17 protein-coding genes are annotated in these 21,520 nt (G+C 53.9%); 11 read left to right on the top strand and 6 right to left on the bottom strand.

The features are described from left to right. Window positions 1–24: 24 nt before the first annotated feature. Entirely contained in the window at window positions 25–819 is a 795-nt protein-coding gene (locus tag P1P89_10360; protein MDF1591906.1) for a dihydropteroate synthase, read from the top strand. Next, window positions 816–1,547, top strand: coding sequence for a vitamin B12 dependent-methionine synthase activation domain-containing protein (locus P1P89_10355; GenBank protein MDF1591905.1), 732 nt, complete (start codon window positions 816–818; stop codon window positions 1,545–1,547). The genes P1P89_10360 and P1P89_10355 overlap by 4 nt, the downstream gene beginning before the upstream one ends. Window positions 1,548–1,577: 30 nt before the next feature. Here P1P89_10355 and P1P89_10350 read toward each other — a convergent pair whose 3' ends face one another. Next, window positions 1,578–2,507 carry a DUF6268 family outer membrane beta-barrel protein gene (locus P1P89_10350; protein MDF1591904.1) on the bottom strand — a complete coding sequence of 310 codons (930 nt, stop codon included), beginning with the start codon at window positions 2,505–2,507 and terminating at the stop codon, window positions 1,578–1,580. 242 nt (window positions 2,508–2,749) lie between these two features. Further along, complete coding sequence (locus tag P1P89_10345; GenBank protein ID MDF1591903.1) at window positions 2,750–4,543, bottom strand: phosphoenolpyruvate carboxykinase (GTP); 1,794 nt, start codon at window positions 4,541–4,543, stop codon at window positions 2,750–2,752. Between the two features lie 552 nt (window positions 4,544–5,095). Here P1P89_10345 and P1P89_10340 point away from each other — a divergent pair. Both P1P89_10340 and P1P89_10335 read left to right on the top strand, forming a co-directional pair. Beyond that, window positions 5,096–6,127, top strand: a complete 1,032-nt coding sequence (locus P1P89_10340; GenBank protein MDF1591902.1) for a TAXI family TRAP transporter solute-binding subunit — start codon at window positions 5,096–5,098, stop codon at window positions 6,125–6,127. Between the two features lie 40 nt (window positions 6,128–6,167). Next, window positions 6,168–8,072, top strand: coding sequence for a TRAP transporter fused permease subunit (locus P1P89_10335; GenBank protein ID MDF1591901.1), 1,905 nt, complete (start codon window positions 6,168–6,170; stop codon window positions 8,070–8,072). A gap of 96 nt (window positions 8,073–8,168) precedes the next feature. On the opposite strand, the gene fmt is transcribed toward P1P89_10335, so the two are convergent. Continuing rightward, the gene (gene fmt / locus P1P89_10330; GenBank protein ID MDF1591900.1) at window positions 8,169–9,101 is read right to left on the bottom strand and encodes a methionyl-tRNA formyltransferase; all 933 of its coding nucleotides are present in this window, start codon (window positions 9,099–9,101) and stop codon (window positions 8,169–8,171) included. 268 nt (window positions 9,102–9,369) lie between these two features. Between fmt and P1P89_10325 the strand changes: the two genes are divergently transcribed. Next, complete coding sequence (locus P1P89_10325; protein MDF1591899.1) at window positions 9,370–10,488, top strand: aminopeptidase P family protein; 1,119 nt, start codon at window positions 9,370–9,372, stop codon at window positions 10,486–10,488. Between the two features lie 2 nt (window positions 10,489–10,490). Then, window positions 10,491–11,387 (top strand): site-specific tyrosine recombinase XerD, encoded by an 897-nt coding sequence (xerD, locus tag P1P89_10320; protein ID MDF1591898.1) that lies wholly within the window; start codon window positions 10,491–10,493, stop codon window positions 11,385–11,387. Between the two features lie 297 nt (window positions 11,388–11,684). On the opposite strand, the gene P1P89_10315 is transcribed toward xerD, so the two are convergent. From P1P89_10315 to P1P89_10305, 3 genes are read right to left on the bottom strand one after another with little or no spacing between them, the layout of a single operon-like run. Continuing rightward, window positions 11,685–12,731 carry a radical SAM protein gene (locus tag P1P89_10315; protein ID MDF1591897.1) on the bottom strand — a complete coding sequence of 349 codons (1,047 nt, stop codon included), beginning with the start codon at window positions 12,729–12,731 and terminating at the stop codon, window positions 11,685–11,687. A gap of 22 nt (window positions 12,732–12,753) precedes the next feature. Then, on the bottom strand, window positions 12,754–13,581 hold the full coding sequence (locus P1P89_10310; protein ID MDF1591896.1) for a GNAT family N-acetyltransferase: 828 nt from the start codon (window positions 13,579–13,581) through the stop codon (window positions 12,754–12,756). Further along, window positions 13,578–15,269: a TraB/GumN family protein gene (locus P1P89_10305; protein MDF1591895.1), complete on the bottom strand. Its 1,692-nt coding sequence runs from the start codon at window positions 15,267–15,269 to the stop codon at window positions 13,578–13,580. The genes P1P89_10310 and P1P89_10305 overlap by 4 nt, the downstream gene beginning before the upstream one ends. 144 nt (window positions 15,270–15,413) lie before the next feature. Here P1P89_10305 and P1P89_10300 point away from each other — a divergent pair, with 144 nt between their 5' ends. From P1P89_10300 to P1P89_10280, 5 genes are all read left to right on the top strand, one after another. Then, a complete protein-coding gene (locus tag P1P89_10300; GenBank protein ID MDF1591894.1) occupies window positions 15,414–16,142 on the top strand; it encodes a hypothetical protein in 729 nt (242 codons plus the stop codon). A gap of 163 nt (window positions 16,143–16,305) precedes the next feature. Further along, on the top strand, window positions 16,306–16,674 hold the full coding sequence (locus tag P1P89_10295; GenBank protein ID MDF1591893.1) for a helix-turn-helix transcriptional regulator: 369 nt from the start codon (window positions 16,306–16,308) through the stop codon (window positions 16,672–16,674). 461 nt (window positions 16,675–17,135) lie between these two features. After that, window positions 17,136–20,111 (top strand): DEAD/DEAH box helicase family protein, encoded by a 2,976-nt coding sequence (locus tag P1P89_10290; GenBank protein MDF1591892.1) that lies wholly within the window; start codon window positions 17,136–17,138, stop codon window positions 20,109–20,111. A gap of 89 nt (window positions 20,112–20,200) precedes the next feature. Then, on the top strand, window positions 20,201–20,482 hold the full coding sequence (locus tag P1P89_10285; GenBank protein MDF1591891.1) for a type II toxin-antitoxin system Phd/YefM family antitoxin: 282 nt from the start codon (window positions 20,201–20,203) through the stop codon (window positions 20,480–20,482). A gap of 128 nt (window positions 20,483–20,610) precedes the next feature. Further along, window positions 20,611–21,520, top strand: a 910-nt coding sequence (locus P1P89_10280) for a DNA methyltransferase (GenBank protein MDF1591890.1), incomplete at its 3' end; no start/stop codon positions are given.

Below are 21,520 nucleotides of genomic sequence, written 5' to 3'. Positions count from 1 at the left end.
ATTTGAACAAATCCGGGAGGGTTCGTGATTATTATCGCCGAGAGGATCAACTCATCCAGGAAAACCATTGCCGCTGCCATTACAGCGGGTGACGCCGCATTTATCCGGAACGAAGCCAAGGCCCAGGACCTGGCCGGGGCCGACTACATCGATGTCAATGCCGGCACCTTTGTGGGGGAAGAGATTGAAAAGCTCCAATGGATCATCGCGGCTGTTCAGGCGGCTACGGACAAACCCCTTTGTATCGACAGCCCGGACCCGAAAGTTATCAGTGCCGTGGTTCCGCTGGCGAAAAAAGCACCCATGATTAATTCCATTACCCTTGAGCCTGTGCGCTTGGAAGGCATCCTTCCCATGGCGGCAGAGCGGAAAGCCAAAGTGATCGCCCTGTGTCAGTCAAAGGACGCCATGGCGGAAACGGCCGAAGACAAGGTGAAGCTGGCCGAAAAGCTGGTGGAAAAAGTAACTGCCGCGGGAATCGCCTTGGATGACTTGTATATTGATCCGCTGGTCTATCCGCTCTCAACCGACATCCGGTCTGCCACGGAGACCTTAAATGCCATTGAAAAGATTATGAAGGCGTTTCCGGGCGTTCATACCACCTGCGGGCTGACGAATGTCTCGTATGGCCTTCCCGGCCGGAAGCTGGTGAACCGGACATTTTTAACGGCGGCGATCCTGCGCGGTCTGGATTCTGTGATCATGGATCCCACCGACCGGCAACTCTACGGGGCATTGAAAGCAGCGTTGGCTGTCAGCGGCCGGGATGAATTCTGCATGGGATTGATCCGGGCCTATCGCGAGGGCGTGCTGGAATGAGTGGACGGATTCATCAGGATTTAGAAGAATATATGCTGTCCTTTGAAAGCTTGCGCCTTAACGGTCTGGATGTTGCAAATGCCATGGGGCAATATGAAAAAGGGGCGCCGGCGCCTTTCCCGGACCTGATCAATAAGGCGCTTGCCGATGTCGCCGCCCGAATGGATATCCGGGGCGGCTACCGCTGTTTTTACACCATCGATCTTGCTCCGGACGGATCGACGCTGGAGATGGAAAATGTCACATTTTCCACCGGGCGAATCATCGGCCGCCAGATTCAAAGGTCGGAATCGATTGCGGTTTTTGCCTGTACCATCGGGTCCGGAATTTCCGACCTGTCAAAAAGCGCTATGGAAAACGGAGATATGATCCAGGGCTACATCCTGGACACGATCGGGTCGGTGGCCGTGGAAAAAGCCATGGATGTCATCCAGCAAAAACTTGCGGAGACAGAGCGCCGCAGCGGGAGAAAGATTACGAACCGGTTCAGTCCGGGCTATTGTGATTGGGACATTTCCGCCCAGCGGCAGTTGTTCTCGCTCCTGCCCGGGAATTTCTGCGGTATAAAACTGACGGAATCAGCATTGATGCTGCCGATAAAGTCGGTCAGCGGCATTATCGGCATTGGAAAAAAAGTTAAACTTCGCGACTATCCCTGTAAAATATGTGAAAGCAGGAACTGCTTCCGACGAAGGGGTGATAAATACTGGAAGCCATCTCAAAAATAGGATTTTGGTTCAAGTTTGAGATAGCTTCCATTAAAACCTTGCCGATATATTGACCGCCATGAAGGCGGCCGGATCGAAATCATCCGAGCCGAGTTTGCGGCCGCTTCGGTCTTCAATACGGAGTTCACCGTTGAGCAAAACACCGCCATAGAAATCCAGTTTATACTGCCGGCTGAATTTTCGCGTAATCCGAATCCAGACCGGCAACCCGGACGACTCACCGATACCGTCCGGTGCCGACCCATCGTTATCCAACCGAAAACGACTGGAGCGAAATGCACCGCCGCCGCCCAATTCCCAGAGGTCTGAAGGGGAGTATGTCACCTCCAGGCCGGCAGGGCCGATGGGACCGGCGCTGAACGGATTTGCCATCAGCCATTTTTCACCGATTTTCCAGTACACCGCTAAAAAAGGAAAAACGTTGGTTTCTTCCAGACCTTGAAAGATGCCGAGACCGGCGCCGAAAGAAAAATCAGGGCTGAATCGATACGTCGCAGTCGCTACAACGCCATATCTCAAAGATTCGCTGAAATCCGCATCAGATTCGCCTGAAAAATTTATCGAGGGGGTGATGAAAAGCTGCCAGTCTTCGTCCGCCCGGTAATAAACAGGCAAAGCGAAGCTGATGCGATGGACCTCGCGCCAAGGCTCAGTGCCGGAAAAAGCGATGGTTCCGGAAAAGTCAAAGTCAAGGTAATCATACCCGATGCTGAATCCCAGACGGGTTGAATCGGAAACCGATTTTGTTGCGGCCCACCGGACCTGGTAGTGGTTGAGGCTGAATTTTCCGCCGCGATCCAGATCACTTTCTGATTGAAAAATGGGCGCTGCGGAAAAAGACCAATTGATATCGATTAATTTGTTCTCGGATTGGGACGCTGCAGGAGAAACGTTCAGCGTCAGACCGAGAAGAAATAAGAGAAAAAAATAGAAAAAAACAAATGAATATTTTTTTTGCATGATAAAGCCGGGAACCATGAATCAGTAGTTCAAAATTAACTGGATAGCTGATCCGCTGTATTCGGCTATACTGCTTTCCATAATAAAGTTCCGAAACAATGAATTGCGGTATAAGCAGTTGTAGAAAAAACGTTGAGATAACGGAACGTTTTTTTGACAACCGCTATAATCGGCACATAAACAGATGTATGGCGTTTCAGCCGCCATCCGTAACCCCCAACTTATAGCAGATTTACGGTCAATTACATCTGATCCAGGCGGGAAGTCATCTTTTCGAGATGTTCCTTCAACCTTTTGGGCAGGCGGTCTCCGAATTGTTCAAAGTGTTTGCGGATATCCGGCACTTCAGCCTTCCAGGCGATAGTATCGACTTTTAACAGCTCCGTTATATTTTCAGGGGGTATATCCAGGCCCTCCAGATCCAGGTCGGCCTTGTTCGGCATCAGGGCGATGGGGGTTTTTTGCGCGCCGGCTTTACCCTCGACCCGTTCGCACATCCATTTCAACACCCGGCTGTTTTCTCCGAAACCGGGCCACAGGAATTTACCTTCCGGGCTTTTGCGGAACCAGTTGACGTAGAATATCCGGGGTGCATTGTCGCCCAGCCGGTCACCCAAGTCCAGCCAGTGCTGGAAATAATCTCCCATGTTGTAGCCGCAGAACGGCTTCATGGCAAAGGGGTCGCGCCGCAGTTTGCCGACATCGCCGATATTGGCCGCGGTTGTCTCGGAAGAGGCGGTGGCGCCGAGAAAAACACCGTGGTCCCAATCGTAGGCTTCCTGAACCAGGGGAACCACTTTGGCGCGGCGGCCGCCGAAAATAAAAATATCGATGGGAACCCCTTCGGGTTTTTCCCAATCCGGACAGATGGAGGGGCACTGGGCTGCCGGGGCCGTGAATCGGGCATTGGGATGTGCACCAGGGGTTTCTGCGGCCAGGCTCCATTGGTTCCCTTTCCAATCGATGGCATGGTCCGGCGGGTCGCCGTCCAGTCCCTCCCACCAGATGTCGCCGTCATCCGTGAGCGCGCAGTTTGTAAAAATGATGTTTTCCTTAATGGTGTCCATTGCCATGGGATTGGATTCATAGGAGGTGCCGGGGGCAACCCCAAAGAAACCATACTCCGGATTGATGGCGTACAGACGGCCGTCGGCCCCGATCTTCATCCAGGCAATATCATCGCCGATGGTTTCACATTTCCAGCCCGCAATCGTGGGCTGCAACATGGCCAGGTTCGTTTTGCCGCAGGCGGATGGAAATGCAGCGGCAATATGGAACCGGCGGCCTTCCGGATTGGTCAACCGCAATATCAGCATATGTTCGGCCATCCAACCTTCACGTCTGGCGAGTGCGGATGCAATGCGCAGGGCCAGGCATTTTTTGCCCAGGAGGGCGTTGCCGCCGTAGCCGGAACCGTAGGACCAGATGAGATTTTCATCCGGAAAATGGCTGATGTATTTTTGTTTGATGGGAGCGCACGGCCAGGGAACATCCTTTTGGCCTTTTTTCAGCGGCGCCCCGACCGAATGCAGGCACGGAATAAACTCGCCGTCAGTTCCCAGGATTTCCAGTACCTTCGGGCTGACGCGGGTCATGATATGCATGTTGCATACAACGTAGGGACTGTCGGTGATTTCGACTCCGATTTTTGCAATGGGCGACCCGATCGGTCCCATGGAAAAAGGGATGACGTACAGGGTGCGGCCCTGCATACAGCCCTCATAGAGGCCTTTTAACGTGGTTTTCAGCTTATCCGGATCGATCCAATTATTGGTGGGGCCGGCTTCTATCTTCAGCGGCGTGCTGATATAGGTGCGTTTTTCCACCCGGGCCACGTCACTGGGGTCGGAACGGAACAGGAAGCTGTTGGGTCGGTTTTTCAGCGGGATGGCGCTACCGTCCCGGACCATCCGGGACATCAGGCGGTCGTATTCTTCCCTGGAACCGTCGCACCAGTAAATATTGTCAGGCCGGCACATGTCCGTGACTTCCTTTACCCAATTATCCAGCTTTTTGTTGCGTACCTGGGTTGTCATAGAATTTATCCTCCTCTTATATATTGAAATTCAAAGCCTGCTGTAATCTATAGACAGCGCACCGCTGATTTTTTATAATTCCATATTAAATAAGACACGACATACAGTCAATATTATTTTAGAAGTTATTCATAATCTCCAAAATCGAAAGCGGTCGTTTATATGAAGACATGTCCCGGTATTTTTGAATGAAGCTCCCCGCAGCCAACTGCGGGGTATCAAAGCGGAATTGGTCGTGGCTTTAACCCGACTACGCTCAGTTGAGCTTCGGCGCGGTTCACCTCGCCTTTCATCCCTGCTGCCCCGATAAACCGGGATCTTCGACAAGCAGCAGGGATGAAAGGCGAAGGCGAATGAAATTACGACAGAGGTAAACAAAACCGTAGATGTCGAGAATAACGGCCGCCGGAAATACTCTTGACATAGTCCGGAAAAGGTAATAACTAATTTAGTTACATTCCAGCTATCAAGCGGTTCCAAAACATCGTCCTGCGCAAGAATCAGGGGCGTATGCCGATATCATCATCATAACATTCAAAAAGGGGGTAACAAATGAAACGATTGAGTGTGATGGTAATTGTACTGACCGTTTTGTTCGGCTTAAGCGGCTTCATCGTTCCGGAAGCGCCGGCCCAGACGACCAGCCAGATATTGATCGGCGGCGGCCGCACGGACGACGCCTGGTATCCGTTTTCCCAAGCCCTGGCAAAATTCATCAATGAAAAATCAACCTGGCTGAAGGCCGACGCGGTTTCAACCGCCGGCATTTCCGGCAATTTTGACATGGTCAAGGAACAGCCCGATAAATATATCGGCATTTCCAGTTTCTCCCAGATCCATTACCGACCGGGTCATGACTACAGCAAGAAAAGGGTGCCCCATACCGGAGACCGCTTCATTGCCACGGCCAGCACCATGACCCAGTGCCTGATCACCTATGACGCTAAAATAAAACGGGTTGAAGATCTGGCAGGCAAGGTTGTGGATGTCGGCCGCAAGGGCGCTGCCAACACTCCTGACCATATGGCCATCCTGAAAGCTTACGGGGTCGATGACAAAGTCAAGGAGATCGTATACACCGGTTACGGCGGCGGAGCCAGCAAGATGATGGATGGGCTGGTGGACGCGTCCTTTCTGCTGTTTAATCACATTTATCCCCGCACTTTCAGCAAGGGGGGGCTGATCGACAAACTGGAAACCAAAGCGCCGGTTTACTACATTGGTTTTGATCGGGATAAACTGCTGGCACTGATGGAGCAGGAATTTGCCGTCCTGCCGGTGCGGGTGCCTGCCAAGGCCCTCGATCCGGTCACCCAGCCCAATGACATCTGGGCTTTCAACGATCCCACCTTTTTTATCGCCGATGAAAGGATGGATCCCAAGATCGTATATGAGGTTACCCGGGTAATCTGGGAAACCCCGGCGGAAGAATGGGCCAAGTGGCATCCCATCGGCGCACATATGACGCCGGAGTTTAAACCGGCCCCGCCTTCTCTGAAGCTGAACAAGCTTCATCCGGGCGCCAAGAAATACTACGATGAAAAAGGGATCAAGGTCCAGGACCTGGTGGAATTGCTGAAGTAGGTTTTCTGTCGTCAGTTCGTTTTGCTGAAACGAGGCCCGCATGAAGATTGTCAATAAAGTCATCGCTGTCGTCCTGCCCATTGTGGCGATAGCGATGGCTGTTTATCAGATGATGTATACCCAGATGCTGATCCAGGATCCGGACGGCCATGTCATCACCCATCTGGGGTTGGCACTGGTGGTGGTTTTTTTGTCGCTGATGCTGAGTGCGGATACAAAATCGCGCTGGTATATCGGCCTGGGGTTGTTTCTTCTGTCGGTGGCGGTAACCGGCTATCTAATGATTGAGCTGGACGAAATCCTGGAATATCGCACCTCCATACCGGCCCCATCCGACCTGGTGGCCGGCACCCTGATCATCATCATTCTGATCGTGGGCAACTGGGTCATATTCGGCCGCAGTTTTCCCATCGTCTGCATGATCGCCATCGTTTACTTGATTTTCGGCCGGTATCTGCCGCCTCCGTTTACGGTGCCGGACATATCCTACTGGCGCCTGCTGATGTGGATGAGCGTGGAATTGGGAACCGGAAAAGGGGTGTACGGCGATATCCTCGAACTTTCCGCCAACTACCTGTTTCTGTTTATATTTTTCGGCGGCATCCTGGATGCTTTCGGCGGCACCCGGTTTATCATCGGTCTGGGGCGCTGGGTGGGTTCGAAGATGCGGGCGGGCCCGGCCATGGTTGCCCTGATCGGCAGCTCTCTATTAGGGACCGTTACCGGCAGCACCGTTGCCAACATCACCATTACCGGCAGCTTTACCATCCCCATGATGAAAAAGAGCGGGTATACGCCCGAACAGGCCGGCGCCATTGAAACCGTATCCTCCAACGGCGGGCAGATCATTCCGCCGATCATGGGGGCCACGGCCTTTCTGATGGCCAGTTACACCAATATCCCCTATATCGAGATCGTAAAGGCTGCCATTATACCGGCCCTGTTATACGTGGGCTGCGTGTTTCTGTATATCACCCTGACGGCTTATAAAATGGAAATCCGGCCGATCGTCGAAAAAATCAGCGGCCGGCAGGTATTGCTGGATTCGCCTATCTTCTTTTTCCCCCTGGGGGTTTTGGTTTATTTGCTGGCAGAGGGGTATACCCTGCCGTTTGTCGGATTCTGGAGCATCATCACCACCATTGTCGTGGGCACCCTTACCGGTATTTTGCGAAAGGATGCACGCCTGAGCCTCCGTCACATATTAAGGGATGTCGTTAAAAGCACCAACTCGGCCTGTTCTGTGGCCATGATCTGCGGCCTGCTGGGGGTGGTGGTCTCCGCCATCGTCAGCAGCGGGCTTGGCATCAAACTGCCCCTTGCCATTGAAGACCTGAGCGGCGGCATCCTGGCCGTGGCCCTGTTTATTACCATGGTCAGTTCAATCATCCTGGGAATCGGCGTTCCCACACCGGCCGCCTATATGCTGGTGGCTGTGGGTGCTGTGCCGAGCCTTCTCAACATGGGCGTGCCGCTCTTGGCCGCTCATCTGTACTGTTTTTACTTTGCGATCTGTTCTCATATTACCCCGCCGGTGGCTGTGGGAGCCCTGGTGGCAGCCCAGATAGCCGGCGCCGATTACTGGAAGACGGCCTGGGAGGCGGTCAAAGCGGCTTTTGCCAAATACCTGCTCCCCATATTCTTTATCTATGCACCGGTTACCATCCTGATGCCGGAAGCCGGATTTTGGTTCTCTGCCCTGCAACTGATTACGATCCTGGTGGTGATTGCCACGCTACAGATCGGCATTTCCAATTACTGTTTTAATTATCTGGAGCGGCTGGAACGGTTCGGGTTTATCCTGGCTTCGATCCTGGGATTGTTTGCGATACTGACCAAGGCGGCGGTTTTCTTTTACGCCGGGTTCGGACTGTTTGTCGTTTGTATGGGATGGCAGGTTATTTTAATTAAAAAAACAGGCAGGTTAAAACCGGCTTCCGAATAATTTAGTTTAAATAATTAGGCGGATAGGCTGAAGGCTGAAGCTTTCCGGGGTCGGGACCATCCATATTTAGCCTAACTGCCTTCGGCCTAAACCCCATCAGCCTGTTTTTCTCACCCCCCCCAGGCGGTCACCGGTCCGGAGGCCCCGGCTTTTACTGAAATCGACGGCCGCGAGTTTAACATTGTCAAACTGGACCCGTTCCACAAGGATGCCCCCGTCGGCAGTGGAGACCACAAAACCCCTATCTTCAACAATTTCAATTATATCGCCGGCTCGTCCCTGCAACGGGTAGGGTTTGGCTTCCCAGATTTTCAGCGCCCGGCCCTCAAAGGTTGTAACCGCTCCCGGACTGGGATTCGACCCGCGGATCATGTCATATACCCCCTGGGTGGAATGCTTCCAGTTGATGACGGTATCCGATTCTGTAATAACCGGCTGGAAAGAAACCTTGGATTCATCCTGGGGAATCGGCCGGGCCTTGCCTTCCCGGACGAGTGCGACGGCCCGGGCGATCAAATTGATTCCCAGGGGATACAGCTTTTCAAAGTAGAGGCTTTTGACGGTATCATCCGGGCTGATATCCACTTTTTCCTGGAGGATGACGGGGCCGGTATCCACGCCTTCATCGATCAGGTGGATGGTGACGCCGGTTTCCCGCTCGCCGCGGATAACGGCCCAGTTGATGGCGGAACCGCCGCGGTATTTGGGCAGCAGGGAAGGGTGGTAATTGATGCCGCCGTGGGTGGCGGACTTAATCATCTCCAGCGGTGCGAATTGAGTCACAAACGCCAGGACCAGCAAATCCGGTTTCAGTTCACGCACCCAGGCGACGCTTTCCGGATGTTTCAGCTTTGCCGGCTGCAGCAGGGGCAGCCCCTGTTCCAATGCCAGCGCTTTAACCGGATTGGGGCGTTTTTGTCCGGGCAGATCCGGCACGGTGATCACGCCGACAATGTTTTCACCCTGTTGGATGAGCGCAGCCAGCGAATCCTTGCCGAAAGGCGCCTGGCCGATAAACACGATACGCATAGGTTCCTCCTTGTAATTTCGTTTAAACAGTTTCCCAAACCGAAAAGTGGATTCTGCCGTCTCGTTGATCGGAGAGCAAATGGCTATGTAATCGTTAACGAAATTATATTTGCTTCATCACATAAAAAAAAACCGCTTTCAAGGGTTTTATTGGCCCGGGCAAGTTATCATCTTGATTCCCGCCGTAAAATTTGATTAGAGTGACTGGAAAAATACTTTCCGGCTGGAACGGATTCATCCCGGAAGCACTTTTGATTGGGGGATTAACTTGAAAGATGTTCATCAGGTTCGAATAGACCGGGTCCGAGAGGCTATGCAGCTAAAAGAGCTGGACGCCTTTCTGGTGCTCATTGCCGAAAACCGCCGCTATTTAAGCGGATTTACCGGTGAAGACACCCAGTTTGACGAGTCGGCCGGGGCGCTATTGATTACAGCCGAAAAATTGCTCTTGGCAACCGATTCCCGCTTTGAATTGCAAGCCCGGCAGGAAGCCCCCGACTATGAAACCATCATATACAGGGAAGGGTTGGCCAAGGAATTGCCGATAATTCTGAAAGGATACCAAACCAGACGTCTGGGTTTTGAAAGCATCCGCGTCTCCCGGGCCCAGCACCGGAAAATGATAACAGCTTTGAAAGATGCCCATCTGGCGGTCGAACTGGCGGATACCGAGGATATTGTCGAAACGCTGCGCGTTGAGAAAACACAACCCGAGATCGGGGCCATCCGCAACGCCCTGGGGCTGGCGGAATCCGTTTTCGGCCAGGTTGCCGCTGATATAAGACCGGGCATGACCGAAAAAGAGGCGGCCTGGTCTTTGGAGAAGGCGCTGCGGGAAGCGGGTGCAGACGGGCTGTCCTTTCCTGCCATCGTGGCTTCGGGACCCAACAGCGCGCTGCCCCACGCCATTCCCGGGGACCGTCCGCTGCGGTCGGACGAACCGATCCTGTTTGACTGGGGGATCCGCCTGGAAGGGTATTGCTCGGATATTTCCCGTACCCTGGTCATGGGGGAACCGGATACAACCTTTCAAAAAGTCTTTCAAACCGTCAGGGAAGCCCAGGAAATGGCCATTGAAGCCATAAAACCGGGAATCGGCACCAAAGCCGTGGACGAGATTGCCCGGCGCCATATTGAAAAGATGGGTTTTAAAGATTGCTTCGGCCATGGGTTGGGTCACGGCGTCGGCCTGGCCATTCACGAACAGCCCCGGCTCAGTCCCCTGGGCGATAAAAAACTGGCGGCAGGAATGGTATGCACGGTGGAGCCGGGCATCTATCTGCCGGGTTGGGGCGGTGTCCGCCTGGAGAATATGATTGTGGTCACGGCTGACGGGGTCGATGTTCTGAACAGAACGACCGTGGACGAAGTCCGGTTGGGAGTATAAGCATGTCTGCAATGGATGAATTTGTCGACCGTTATATCAATTACATGCTGGTTGAAAAAGGCCTGGCCGCTAAAACCATTGAAGCCTACAGCCTTGATCTATCCGAGTTCCTGAATTTTCTCAAACAAGCCGGAATCGATCAGGTTGCATCTGTGGATCCGGCGGTATTATTGAAACACCTGATATCCCTCCGGAACAGCGGCCTGGGCCCCCGTTCCAGGGCCCGCCATCTGGTAACGCTGCGGGGTTTTTTTCGTTTCTTGGTCCAGGAGAAACTATTGACCCAGGACCCGTCGCGTCAGATCGATATGCCCAAAAGCGGGCTGCGGCTGCCGGATGTTCTGTCCATCAAAGATGTTGAGAAGCTTTTAAATGCGCCGGACCCCGGCAAACCCAAAGAGACCAGAGATGCCGCCATGATCGAGCTTCTCTATGCAGCCGGGCTGCGGGTTTCCGAACTGGTCAATCTTAAGGTTCGCGATGTCAACCTTGAAGCCGGTTTTGTCAGGGTGTTCGGCAAAGGCGCCAAGGAGCGGGTGGTGCCCATCGGTCTTTACGCCAAGGAAAAAATCAATACCTATCTGGAAACATTCCGGCCGCTGCTGTTAAAGACACATATCAGCTCCCACCTCTTTGTGGGTCGGGCGGGTAAGCCCATGACCCGCCAGGGGTTCTGGAAACTGCTCCGGCGGTATGTCCTGCGGGCCGGCATTCATAAAAATGTCACGCCGCATTCGCTGCGGCATTCGTTTGCCAGTCATCTGCTGGAAGGCGGCGCGGATTTAAGGGCGGTGCAGATCATGCTGGGGCATGTGGATATCTCCACCACCCAGATCTATACCCATGTGGCCCGGGAGCGGCTGAAAATCGTCCATGAGCAGTTTCATCCGCGCGGATGAATACTGCAGAGACGATAATGATTCCTCGGGGAAAAGATCAGAGTTTACCTGATTTACTTTGTACTTATCTTTGTATAATCACAAAATCCAAGCACCAAAATACAAACAAATTTCAGTTGCCAATAATCAATTTCCGAAACCTTTTATGATTTATTGTTTTCATTTTAGGGATTTTGGTCATTGATGTTTGTTTGAGAATTGGGATTTGATACTTGGAATTTCAAATATCGAGTGAAATCCTGTAGGTATACATTCCAGAACCACACCACAAGGTCTCAGGACTGCGATGACCTGCGATTACTTCATCATCCGTTTCGGGCAGGACCGGCAGGGCGTGTTAGGATTCCCCTGGGCGAGGCTGTCGCGGAAGCTGCGAAACGCTTCACTGTCCCATATTTCCATGGGGTCCTGCTCGCGGACATTCCCGAAAACCCGGCGGTTGGGATCCTGGCAGCTCATGGGCACATTCACATAAACGCAGGGAGACACCGCGCCGTCGGCCGAGACAAACAGGGAGCGCTGGATGTTTTCGCGGCAGTTGTTGCCGGGGGCGTCTGGATCGGGAAGTTCGAAGTGAAACCCTAAATCCAGTTCCCGTGCCCGGATGGCGGTCTCTTCCAGGACGACGGCAGCACGGGCAAGTTTATGGGGATCCTGAAGTGAGAAAGCTTCCCCGGTCAATTGTGGGTCCGGAAGGAAGTCCAGCGTGCTGATGACGACGGCGTGCACCCCCAGCCGTTTCATCAGGTCGGGGAGTCCGCGTACGTTGTCCAGGTTGGATGCCAGCAGGAGATAGGCAATATGGATTTCCAGGTGGACGCCCTGCCGTTTTTCCCGGACCATCTGCAACGTCGATATCGCGGCACACACCTGGCCGAAATCCATGCCGTGGCGGGGGGCGTTGCCGGTGGAATCCGTACCGGCCAGAGAAAACGCCACGATGTCTATCCCGCTGTCAACGATCCGGAGCGCCAGGTCCGGCGTCATGAGCAGACCGCCGGTGGTGGTGGAAACACTGCAGCCGGCCTTGCGGGCCAGGGCGACCATTTCAAAAAAGAACGGGTTTAGGAGCGGCTCCCCCCAACCCTGGAGATGAACCCGGCCTGCCCGCCGCATCAGGGGCCACAGCCGGACAAAGGTGTCTCCCGCCATGTCGCGACCCAGCCAGTTTTCCTGTAAAACCGTTCGGGGGCAATAGGTGCAGCGGCCCGGGCAGCGGGAAGTAACTTCCACCTGAAGGCAGTCCAGGGGTCGGCGGACGCCTAGAAATGTCTCTTTGAAGGTTTCCCAGAAGCCGGGACCCCGGAATTTACGATTTGCCGGTGTGAGCTTATTTAAATTCATGTGTTCAGTGCCTCCCAAAATTTTACAGCCGTGACACCGGGTCCGCCGGTTTTATCTCCCACTCGGTTTGGATGCAGGGCAGAAATGGCTGAGCGCCCCATTTGCGTTTGAAAAAACGGATACCCGCGTTGACCCCCAGGCCCAAATTCATACGGGTATGTCCGCGCCGGGCCGCTTCGTCCATTAGACCGGAAAAGACCCGGTCGGAACTGCCCGGCGGCGCCAGGGATGGATCCCGGAAGCAGAACATGAACAAAGCGGTATGCAGCGACGCGTATTCTCCCACGGCAAACGCGGCCAGCCGCCCCCCGGCGGTCCGGGCGGAGACAAGCATACTGCCGGGAGACGCCTGGAGGTAGCGGGGGATTTGCCTGAAAATCCGGCGTGTGCCGGCTGCCAGTGTTCGCTGTGACAAAAAGCGATCCACCAGGGCCTGGTGGTCGTGTTCAAGCTGCCGGCCGTGTTCGATGGTCAGCTCGCGGTCCGCCCGGCGCAACAGATTTCTCAGTTTCGCTGCGGGCGGCGGCGCCGGTACCGGCAATACAAAGTAGTCGTCCCGGCCGGATCGGATTTTCCCGGGGGCCTGGGGCGGCCGGGTAGGGCTGATGACGGTGATCTTCTGCAACCCGGGGATCTTCAACGCCTGATCCACGGCATGGGACATGGCGTTGCTATCCACGGGATCGTGCAGCGGGTATCCGATGAGAACGAGTTGTCCTTCCGTCTCATAGCCCACGCAAGCGCCGAACAGGCGGGGTCGCGACCCTGCCACAGAACGCACGTAGGAAATGACCTGTTCGGGAACCACGGCGCCGGCGCTGACCCGGTCCAGCCGGTCGGGCCCGATCATCGGCCCCTCCGGACCATGAACCCGGCTTCGACCAGCATCCGGCGCAGGTTGATCATGTGCGCCGATCCCACAAACACCGCACAGCGCCCTTCTTCCAGGTGGGGGCCCATGCGTTCCAGAAAGACGGCGTCGCGGCGGTGGATGACGAACTCGGAGCGGGTGGGAAATTCAGCGCTGGTCCCATACAGATTATCCACATCCCCCTTGAGATAGGCGCGCACATAGCGCTTGATATACCCTTGCCAAAGGTGAGATTGGCGAAAGAAATTGACGATTCGCTCAATGCTGATGCTTTCCAGGGTCTGGATCTGTTCCGGGATGGTCTCCATGGCGACAACCGATTTTCCCATGTCATGGCCCAGATGCCAGGCTTCCAGATCGACGGACTGCGTCCAGCCCTGTCGTTTGAGAAATTCGGACCAAAGCGAGAAAAAAGCCGTCCAGTGACGGGTCCGGGACAAGAAATAGCTTACATCGGGCGGGTCCGGCATGCGGGTGCCTATGAGAGCGGCCCAGAAACCCCGGGGGCCGCAGACGACCCTTTCCAGACTACGGACTTCGGCTTCGGTCAGTGCGTCCATGAGCCGGGGACTTTCCGGATCGGGATGGCGGCCGGTTTCGGATACCTGTTCCAGGCTGGTCGAATCCAGCGGCCCTTCGAACAAGACCGTGTCGACTTTTTCAAAGAGTTTCCGCAGGGAAAACTCAAAGCTGTAACAGAAAAAATGAGCGGTGCCGCCGATCCATGACGTGCGTCCGTTTTTTTCGATTTCCCAGAGCATGTTAAAGCGCCGCTGCTTCGGCAGGCTTGCCATAAACTGTTCCTTGGACACGGGTTCCCGGGGCAGGGCTGCCAGCATGTCCATGAGCAACCCGGCGCCTGCCCGTTCTGTACCGTTTTCCTGCCACTGCGCCATTTCATATGCCGGGCCGGGTGCTGCACCCCACTTTGTCTTGAAACGGCGGATTCCCGCATTGACGCCCAAACCCAGATGCAGGTAGGTTTTTCCGCTTTCAGCGGCCCGGCGAATCATTTCACGAAAGAGCAGATCGGAAGCATACGGGGTATGGTGGGTGCGGGAGTGGGCGCCGATGAGATAGGAGCAGAAACGGTGCGGCGCCGAATCCAAAAGCAGGCTGGCCGCCAGGTTGCCGTCGCCATCCCAGGCATTTAAGAGCGACAGGCCGGGAGCGTACTTTAAAACCGTCTCGGTTCGGGCGAACAGTTCCCGTACGGTTGGCGGCAATCCTTTACGACCCACGAATTCAGCCCACAGACGCCGGTGCGCCGGGGTAAAAACAGCGCCTTCTTCCACTTGCAGCAAGGCGGCTGCCCGTTGGGAAAGACGATCCAGCCGGGGAGACACCGTAGCGTCGGCATTCAGAATGTAATACCGGTCCCGGTCGCAGCAGTGGGGTTTTAAATTCCCGGGCAGGTCCGGAGAGATGGCCCAGCAGTCGCGCGCCCGGGTGCGTTGCAGGGCCCGGGACAGGGCTGCACCAAATTCTTCGGCCCGGTATTCGCCATCGAGGGGGTAACCCACCGCCAGGAGCCAATCTTCGGCGGCAATGAAAAGATAGGGGCCCTCCAAAAACGGCTCACCCCCTGACATGGCGCTCATAAATTGAGCGGAATGTTCGGGGATAGAGGCATTTTCCAGGATTGTATGCAATTCCGGGGGGTTCAAATCATAACTCCCGATGGTTTTTAATAATGCAGCGTTTCAACCGCCGGACTGTTCAATATTAACTGGATAAAATTTCAAAAAGCCGCTATTTATTTCGAATATTAACGTCACCGTTGTTCGTTGTCAATTTAAGGATTAAATGGGATGGATTTAACTTCAGGCCAGGTCGACTTTATCCGTGAATGGAATAGACGCTTGTCGAAACCCATATCCATTCGGCTGTACCAGATAGCCGATGAAAGAACCGGGCTGTTTGAAAAATTCGGCGGAATGCTGTCGCAGCTTGCGTCAAAAGTTGGATTCATTACGGAGAACGGGGAGGGGACGGAAATCCCCGCCTTGTTGCCGGGAAACGCATGGCGCTATCACCTGGTGCCGGCGGGTGCAGAACTTAAACCTTTTTTTGAACTTGCGGCCATGATCGCTCAGGATTCCGGTGAGCTGCCGGAATTCGACACCGCTTCCCTCAAGGCTGTCCAGTTGCCGTCACGCATAAAAATCTACCTGACCAACTACTGCCCCCACTGCCGGGATGTGGTCACGCGCATTATGCCGCTGCCGCTGTTCAATATTTTTCCCGGATTCCTGGAAACGCTGATGCATCCTGATTTCCAGACGCGTTTGGGGGCCATGGTCGTGTTCGAAGATATCGCCGAGCGCAGCCCGGCGCTGGCCCGAACGGCCCTTGACCCCATCTGGCAAAAACTGGATGCCGTGGACGAGAGTGTCAGGGGAGACATGCTCTATCTATTCGGGTTAACGGGGGATGCGGGATGGTTTTCCCGTCTGGAAGCCTATCGGTCAGCGGAATTAACCGAGGAGCTGCGAGGGGTTGTGGAAGAGGCGATCGATAACTTGCAAAGTAAAAAATAACATTCAATTCAACATTGTTGTCGCTAAATATTTTAAACGGTTGCAATGTATCTCCGTTATAAAACCATTACATCAAATTTGGTGTTGACCCGATATGGAATTTGCGATAGAATTTTACAAAACAATTTCAGGACGATCCCCCATGCAGGAGTTTCTCAACGATTTGAAGGAAATCGATTTTAACGCATATCTTGAAGAACAGTTGAAAGATCCGGATTTCGTGGAGCGCTTTAAAAAGGCTGGTAAAGCCTGGGATATTGCCTTGCAACTCGCTGCTTTAAGAGAGGAATGCGGGTTGTCTCAAAAAGAGCTGGCAAATCTAGCGGGAACGTCTCAACAGCAGATCAGTCGACTGGAATCACCCTCATATGAAGGGCATTCCCTGAGCATGTTGCGACGTGTGTCGGAGGTTCTTGGGGCGACGATCCATGTTCAAATTCAGCGCGGAAGCTGTCCAAAACGGCTAATGGTTGCCGAAAAAAAAGCCGGTTATGGAATAATCAGATCAAAAAAGAAACGCCCCCGCAATTAAGCAAGGGCGTCAAGCCAACGATGCTATCGCTGGCGCTGTTATCAATTTTTAGATACAATAACCCTATTGCCGTAGTAGAAGCCAAAGACAATAGTTATTCAGTCTTTACGCAGGTGAAATTCCCCCTTCCCATATAGATGGGGATGCCCATTCGAACAGTCGGCCCGGCTTCAGTTTCTTAAAGTGATCGCGGAAAGCCGCTGCGAAGCATTTTAAGATTGACTCTTTATTAATATTTTTGTATTCGATTTAATAAGTTATCAGCAATCATCCTATAAATCCGGACTGATTCCTCACCGCCGGCCAATCGGAGATGTTTTCATCATGAAGAGGAACATCGTCCTGAACGCTACGCGCCTTCATGCCCCTGCGGGTTTCGAGTTTAAAACTGCATCTTGGCCCGTTCGCAATGTCCTTAAATTTATCTACTTTAGCAAACCGGCAGAAAAAGTGAACCGCCCATGAAACAGGTCGTCATCGAAAACCCGGTTTTAAATTCGCCCTTTCGCGAGCCCACCCGCCATTTTCGCTTCACCGACGAAGGCATCACCAATGAAATTGAGGACGGCCGCAGGATCAGCTCCTATTTCGTGCCCATCGCCCGCCCCAAGAAAAAAGGAAAACAGCGCGCCCTTTTCGAAACCGAGTGGACCCAGGACCGCATCGAAGAAAATAAATTCGTCAACGAAGTCCGGCGCCGCGTCAGCCTGTGGCGCAAAGGCGGTTATCTCGGGGTTACGCCCACCACGACCCGGCTGCTTAAGTACTGGACCGATCCCGACCGCGAGAAAAAGCTCTTTTTCTGCCAGATAGAAGCCCTTGAAACCGCAATCTATATTACCGAGGTGGCCCGCAAATTCGGCGATGCCTGGATCGAAAATGATCTTCGGGCTGCCAACGACACCTCCAATCCGGGCCTGCCGCGCACAGCCTTTAAAATGGCGACCGGCTCCGGCAAAACCGTGGTCATGGCCATGCTGATCGCCTGGCAGGCGCTCAACAAGCTGGCCGACCCCCAGGCGGCGCGCTTTTCCGATACGTTTTTACTGATTGCCCCCGGCATCACGATCCGGGACCGTTTGCGCGTCCTCTTCCCCAACGACCCGCAGAACTATTACCGCCAGCGCGACGTCCTCCCGGCTGACCAGCTCAAACTACTTGACCGGGCCAAGATCCTCATCACCAACTTCCATGCTTTCCAACAGCGGGAAAAGGTTGCCGCCGGCAAGCTCACCAAAACCATCCTTGCCAGGGGTGATACCAGTGCATTCACCGAAACGCCCGCTCAGATGGTGCGCCGCGTCTGCCGCGAGCTTGGGAGCAAGAAAAACATTGTCATTATCAATGACGAGGCCCACCACTGCTACCGGCGCAAGCCGGACGGCGACGACGTTAAACTTACCGGTGATGACCGGATTGAAGCCAAACAGCGCGAGGAAGAGGCCCGGGTCTGGATTTCCGGCATTGAGGCGGTCAAGGCCAAGATCGGCGTGAAAGTCATCTATGATCTTTCGGCCACGCCGTTTTTTCTGCGCGGCTCCGGCTACCCGGAAGGCATCCTCTTTCCCTGGGTCGTTTCCGACTTTTCGCTGATCGACTCCATTGAGGCCGGCATTGTCAAGGTTCCGCGCGTGCCGGTTGCCGACGATTCCATGACCGGCGAGCAGCCCACCTATCGTGATCTCTGGCTGCGCATCCGCGAGGAGCTCCCCAAAAAAGGGCGCAGAACCCAGGCGGTCAGTGGTGAACCCAAGCTGCCGGCCGAGCTTCAGGGCGCTTTGCACAGCCTCTACAGCAATTACGAGAAATATTACCGTCTGTGGGAGAAAAACGATGAGGCCAGGGCCAAGGGCCTTACCCCGCCGGTCTTTATCGTAGTCTGCAACAATACCAATGTCTCGAAGCTTGTTTTCGACTATATTGCCGGATGGGAAAAACCGATTGGCGAAGCCACGGTTGTCCAGTCCGGCCAGCTCCCTATCTTTGGCAACGACGACAGCCGGGGCGGCTGGCTGAAACGTCCCAACACGATTCTGGTGGACAGCTGGCAGCTTGAATCGGGGGAGTCCATGAGCGCCGAATTTAAAAAAATAGCCGCCCGCGAAATAGAGGAATTTAAGGATGAATACCGCCTGCGCTTTCCCGGCCGGGATGCGGAAGATCTCACGGATGAAGATCTGCTTCGTGAGGTGATGAACACGGTCGGCAAATCCGGCAAGCTGGGCGAGCACGTCAAATGCGTTGTCAGCGTTTCCATGCTGACGGAAGGTTGGGATGCCAACACCGTTACCCATGTCCTGGGTGTGCGCGCCTTCGGCACCCAGCTTCTGTGCGAGCAGGTGGTCGGCCGGGCTCTGCGGCGCATGTCCTACCCGCCGGACCTGGATCTATATCCGCCCGAGTATGCCGAGGTTTACGGTGTACCGTTTTCTTTCATCCCCTGCAGCGGATCCACCAAAGAACCGAAACCCGGGCCCGTGCCGACCCGCGTGCGCGCCCTGGAAAACCGGCTTTCTTGCGAAATCACCTTCCCTCGCCTGCAAGGCTACCGCTACGATGTGCCCGGTGAAAAGCTCATCGCAACCTTTGGCGAAGACTCCAGGCTTTCGCTTTCCACCGCCGACGTTCCTACCGAAACTGAAATGTCCCCGATTGTCGGTGCCACAGAGAAACATCGCTTGGAGGATCTTAAACGCCGCCGGTCCAACGAAATCGCCTTTCTGCTCGCCAAACTTACCCTGGAGCAGTACTTTCGCGATGACGACGGCAACGACAAGCCCTGGCTTTTTCCGCAGCTTTTGGCGATTGCCAAACGCTGGCTGGCTCAGTGTGTAACGCTCAAAGACCATACCTTTCCGCAGCTCCTTCTGCTGATCGATTTTGCCCATGCTGCCGCAGACCGGATCTACAAGGCCATTGTACAGTCGAGCTACGGCATACCTGCCTTAAAGCCGATCCTGCGCCCTTATGACACGCTCGGTTCTACCCGCTATGTGGATTTTGATACGATCCGGCCGGTCTATGCCACAAAAGAAGATAAATGCCAGGTGTCGCATGTTGTGGCCGATACCGACTCCTGGGAGCAGAAAATGGCTCAGGCATTAGAGGATATGAACGAGGTGCGCCGGTATGTCAAAAACTACCATCTCGGGTTTACCATTCCTTACATATTTAACGGCAAAGAAAAGAATTACAACCCGGATTTTATTGCCTGCCTTGACGACGGCAGAGGCGACGGCGATTTGCTGAACCTCATCATCGAGGTCACCGGCGAAGCCAAAAAAGACAAGGCAGCCAAAGTCACCACGGCCCGCGCCCTCTGGATTCCGGCCGTAAACAACCACGGCGGCTTCGGCCGTTGGGATTTTATCGAGATTGCCGATCCCTGGGATGCACAGAACCTGATTCGCGGCAGTCTTAAACAGAAGGCCGGTTAAAAAACAAAGGCGCCTCGCTGCCGGTAAAGAATAATACGCTTGATAATCGGTCTGAATTTAGTATTATATTCGGACAGGAGGTGAAAAAAATGAACATTACACGCGATATCAAGCCGGTTACTTACCTGAAATCCAAAGCAGCAGATTTACTCAATCAAATCAACGAGACCCGATGTCCTGTCATTATTACCCAAAACGGGGAACCGCGCGCCATTCTTCAGGACCCTGAAAGCTATGAAAATATGCGCAATGCAATCGGAATATTGAAGGCGCTTTCCCAGGGCGAGGCCGATATTAAAAGCGGAAAAACCAGATCTCAGGACGAAGTGTTCAGGGAAATAGAAAGCTCACTTGAAGGCAAGCTTAAATGAATCAAGGGTATGAAATCAGATGGGCTCGCGTTGCGGAGAATGATTTAAAAGAGATTATAGAAGATATTTTATTACAGAGAGTTGTGAGTATGAAATAACGGAAACTCAAACCGCAGAGCCCGGGAAAAATGAATAAAAAGAATAGCGCAAAAAAGCTCGAATCCATCCACCACAAGGATAAGCGCCGGAACATCCCCACAGAGGAGCTGCGCGACTTTGTGGCTGATGATGAAGCCGCACCCAAAACCATGCTGTATCCCCGCGATCCGTCGCTTGATCCGCAGCTCGTCTGGAAGGGCAAAGACGATCAGGACCGCACCGATTTGGCCGTGCCGGTGGTCCCGATCTACATCCAGGAAAAGATTCACCCCCAGGCCATCATTGCCGATCTGCCGCGCAAGGCCCAGCCCGGCGACAATCAGCTTGATCTCTTTGCCGACTTTAACGGCGGACCGGAAGGATTTGAGCAGAAAATCGACTTTTATAAGCACGATCAGAACTGGTCAAACCGCATGATCCTGGGCGATTCACTGCTGGTGATGTCGAGTCTGGCTGAAAAAGAGGGCCTCAAAGGCAAGGTGCAGACCATCTACTTTGATCCGCCCTACGGCATCAAGTTCGGCTCCAACTGGCAGGTGAGCACCCGCAAACGCGACGTCAAGGACGGTAAAGCCGAGGACGCCACCCGCCAGCCCGAGCAGGTGCGTGCTTTCCGCGATACCTGGAAGCTGGGCATTCATTCTTATCTGGCCTATCTCAGGGATCGGTTGTCAGTGGCCAGGGATCTGTTGACCGAAACAGGCAGCGTCTTTGTGCAGATTAGTGAAGAAAACCTACATCTGGTGCGTTGTGTTCTTGATGAAGTATTTGGTAGTGAAAATTTTTTAAGCCAAATTAATTATGCAACTACAGGCGGTTTTGACACACTGACACTTTCAAGAATTGGTGACCATCTTATTTGGTATGCGAAAGAAAAAAAGCATGTAAAATATCGGCAACTATTTGATGAAAAAGGTTCTGCGCTTGATCAGCAAAAGA

It is taken from the genome of Desulfobacterales bacterium, assembly GCA_029211065.1.
In the GTDB taxonomy this organism is placed as follows: Bacteria; Desulfobacterota; Desulfobacteria; order Desulfobacterales; family JARGFK01; genus JARGFK01.
Note: the sequence above shows the minus strand (reverse complement) of the source record. Positions and strands in the feature narration are given on the sequence as shown.

Excerpts from the sequence above, each read along its gene's own strand:
- fmt (MDF1591900.1), bottom strand. The coding sequence starts at position 9,101 with ATGCGTATCGTGTTTATCGGCCAGGCGCCTTTCGGCAAGGATTCGCTG.
- P1P89_10300 (MDF1591894.1), top strand. The coding sequence starts at position 15,414 with ATGGATTTAACTTCAGGCCAGGTCGACTTTATCCGTGAATGGAATAGA.
- P1P89_10315 (MDF1591897.1), bottom strand. The coding sequence starts at position 12,731 with ATGAATTTAAATAAGCTCACACCGGCAAATCGTAAATTCCGGGGTCCC.
- P1P89_10345 (MDF1591903.1), bottom strand. The coding sequence starts at position 4,543 with ATGACAACCCAGGTACGCAACAAAAAGCTGGATAATTGGGTAAAGGAA.
- P1P89_10340 (MDF1591902.1), top strand. The coding sequence starts at position 5,096 with ATGAAACGATTGAGTGTGATGGTAATTGTACTGACCGTTTTGTTCGGC.
- xerD (MDF1591898.1), top strand. The coding sequence starts at position 10,491 with ATGTCTGCAATGGATGAATTTGTCGACCGTTATATCAATTACATGCTG.
- P1P89_10310 (MDF1591896.1), bottom strand. The coding sequence starts at position 13,581 with ATGATCGGGCCCGACCGGCTGGACCGGGTCAGCGCCGGCGCCGTGGTT.
- P1P89_10355 (MDF1591905.1), top strand. The coding sequence starts at position 816 with ATGAGTGGACGGATTCATCAGGATTTAGAAGAATATATGCTGTCCTTT.
- P1P89_10350 (MDF1591904.1), bottom strand. The coding sequence starts at position 2,507 with ATGCAAAAAAAATATTCATTTGTTTTTTTCTATTTTTTTCTCTTATTT.
- P1P89_10285 (MDF1591891.1), top strand. The coding sequence starts at position 20,201 with ATGAACATTACACGCGATATCAAGCCGGTTACTTACCTGAAATCCAAA.
- P1P89_10290 (MDF1591892.1), top strand. The coding sequence starts at position 17,136 with ATGAAACAGGTCGTCATCGAAAACCCGGTTTTAAATTCGCCCTTTCGC.
- P1P89_10335 (MDF1591901.1), top strand. The coding sequence starts at position 6,168 with ATGAAGATTGTCAATAAAGTCATCGCTGTCGTCCTGCCCATTGTGGCG.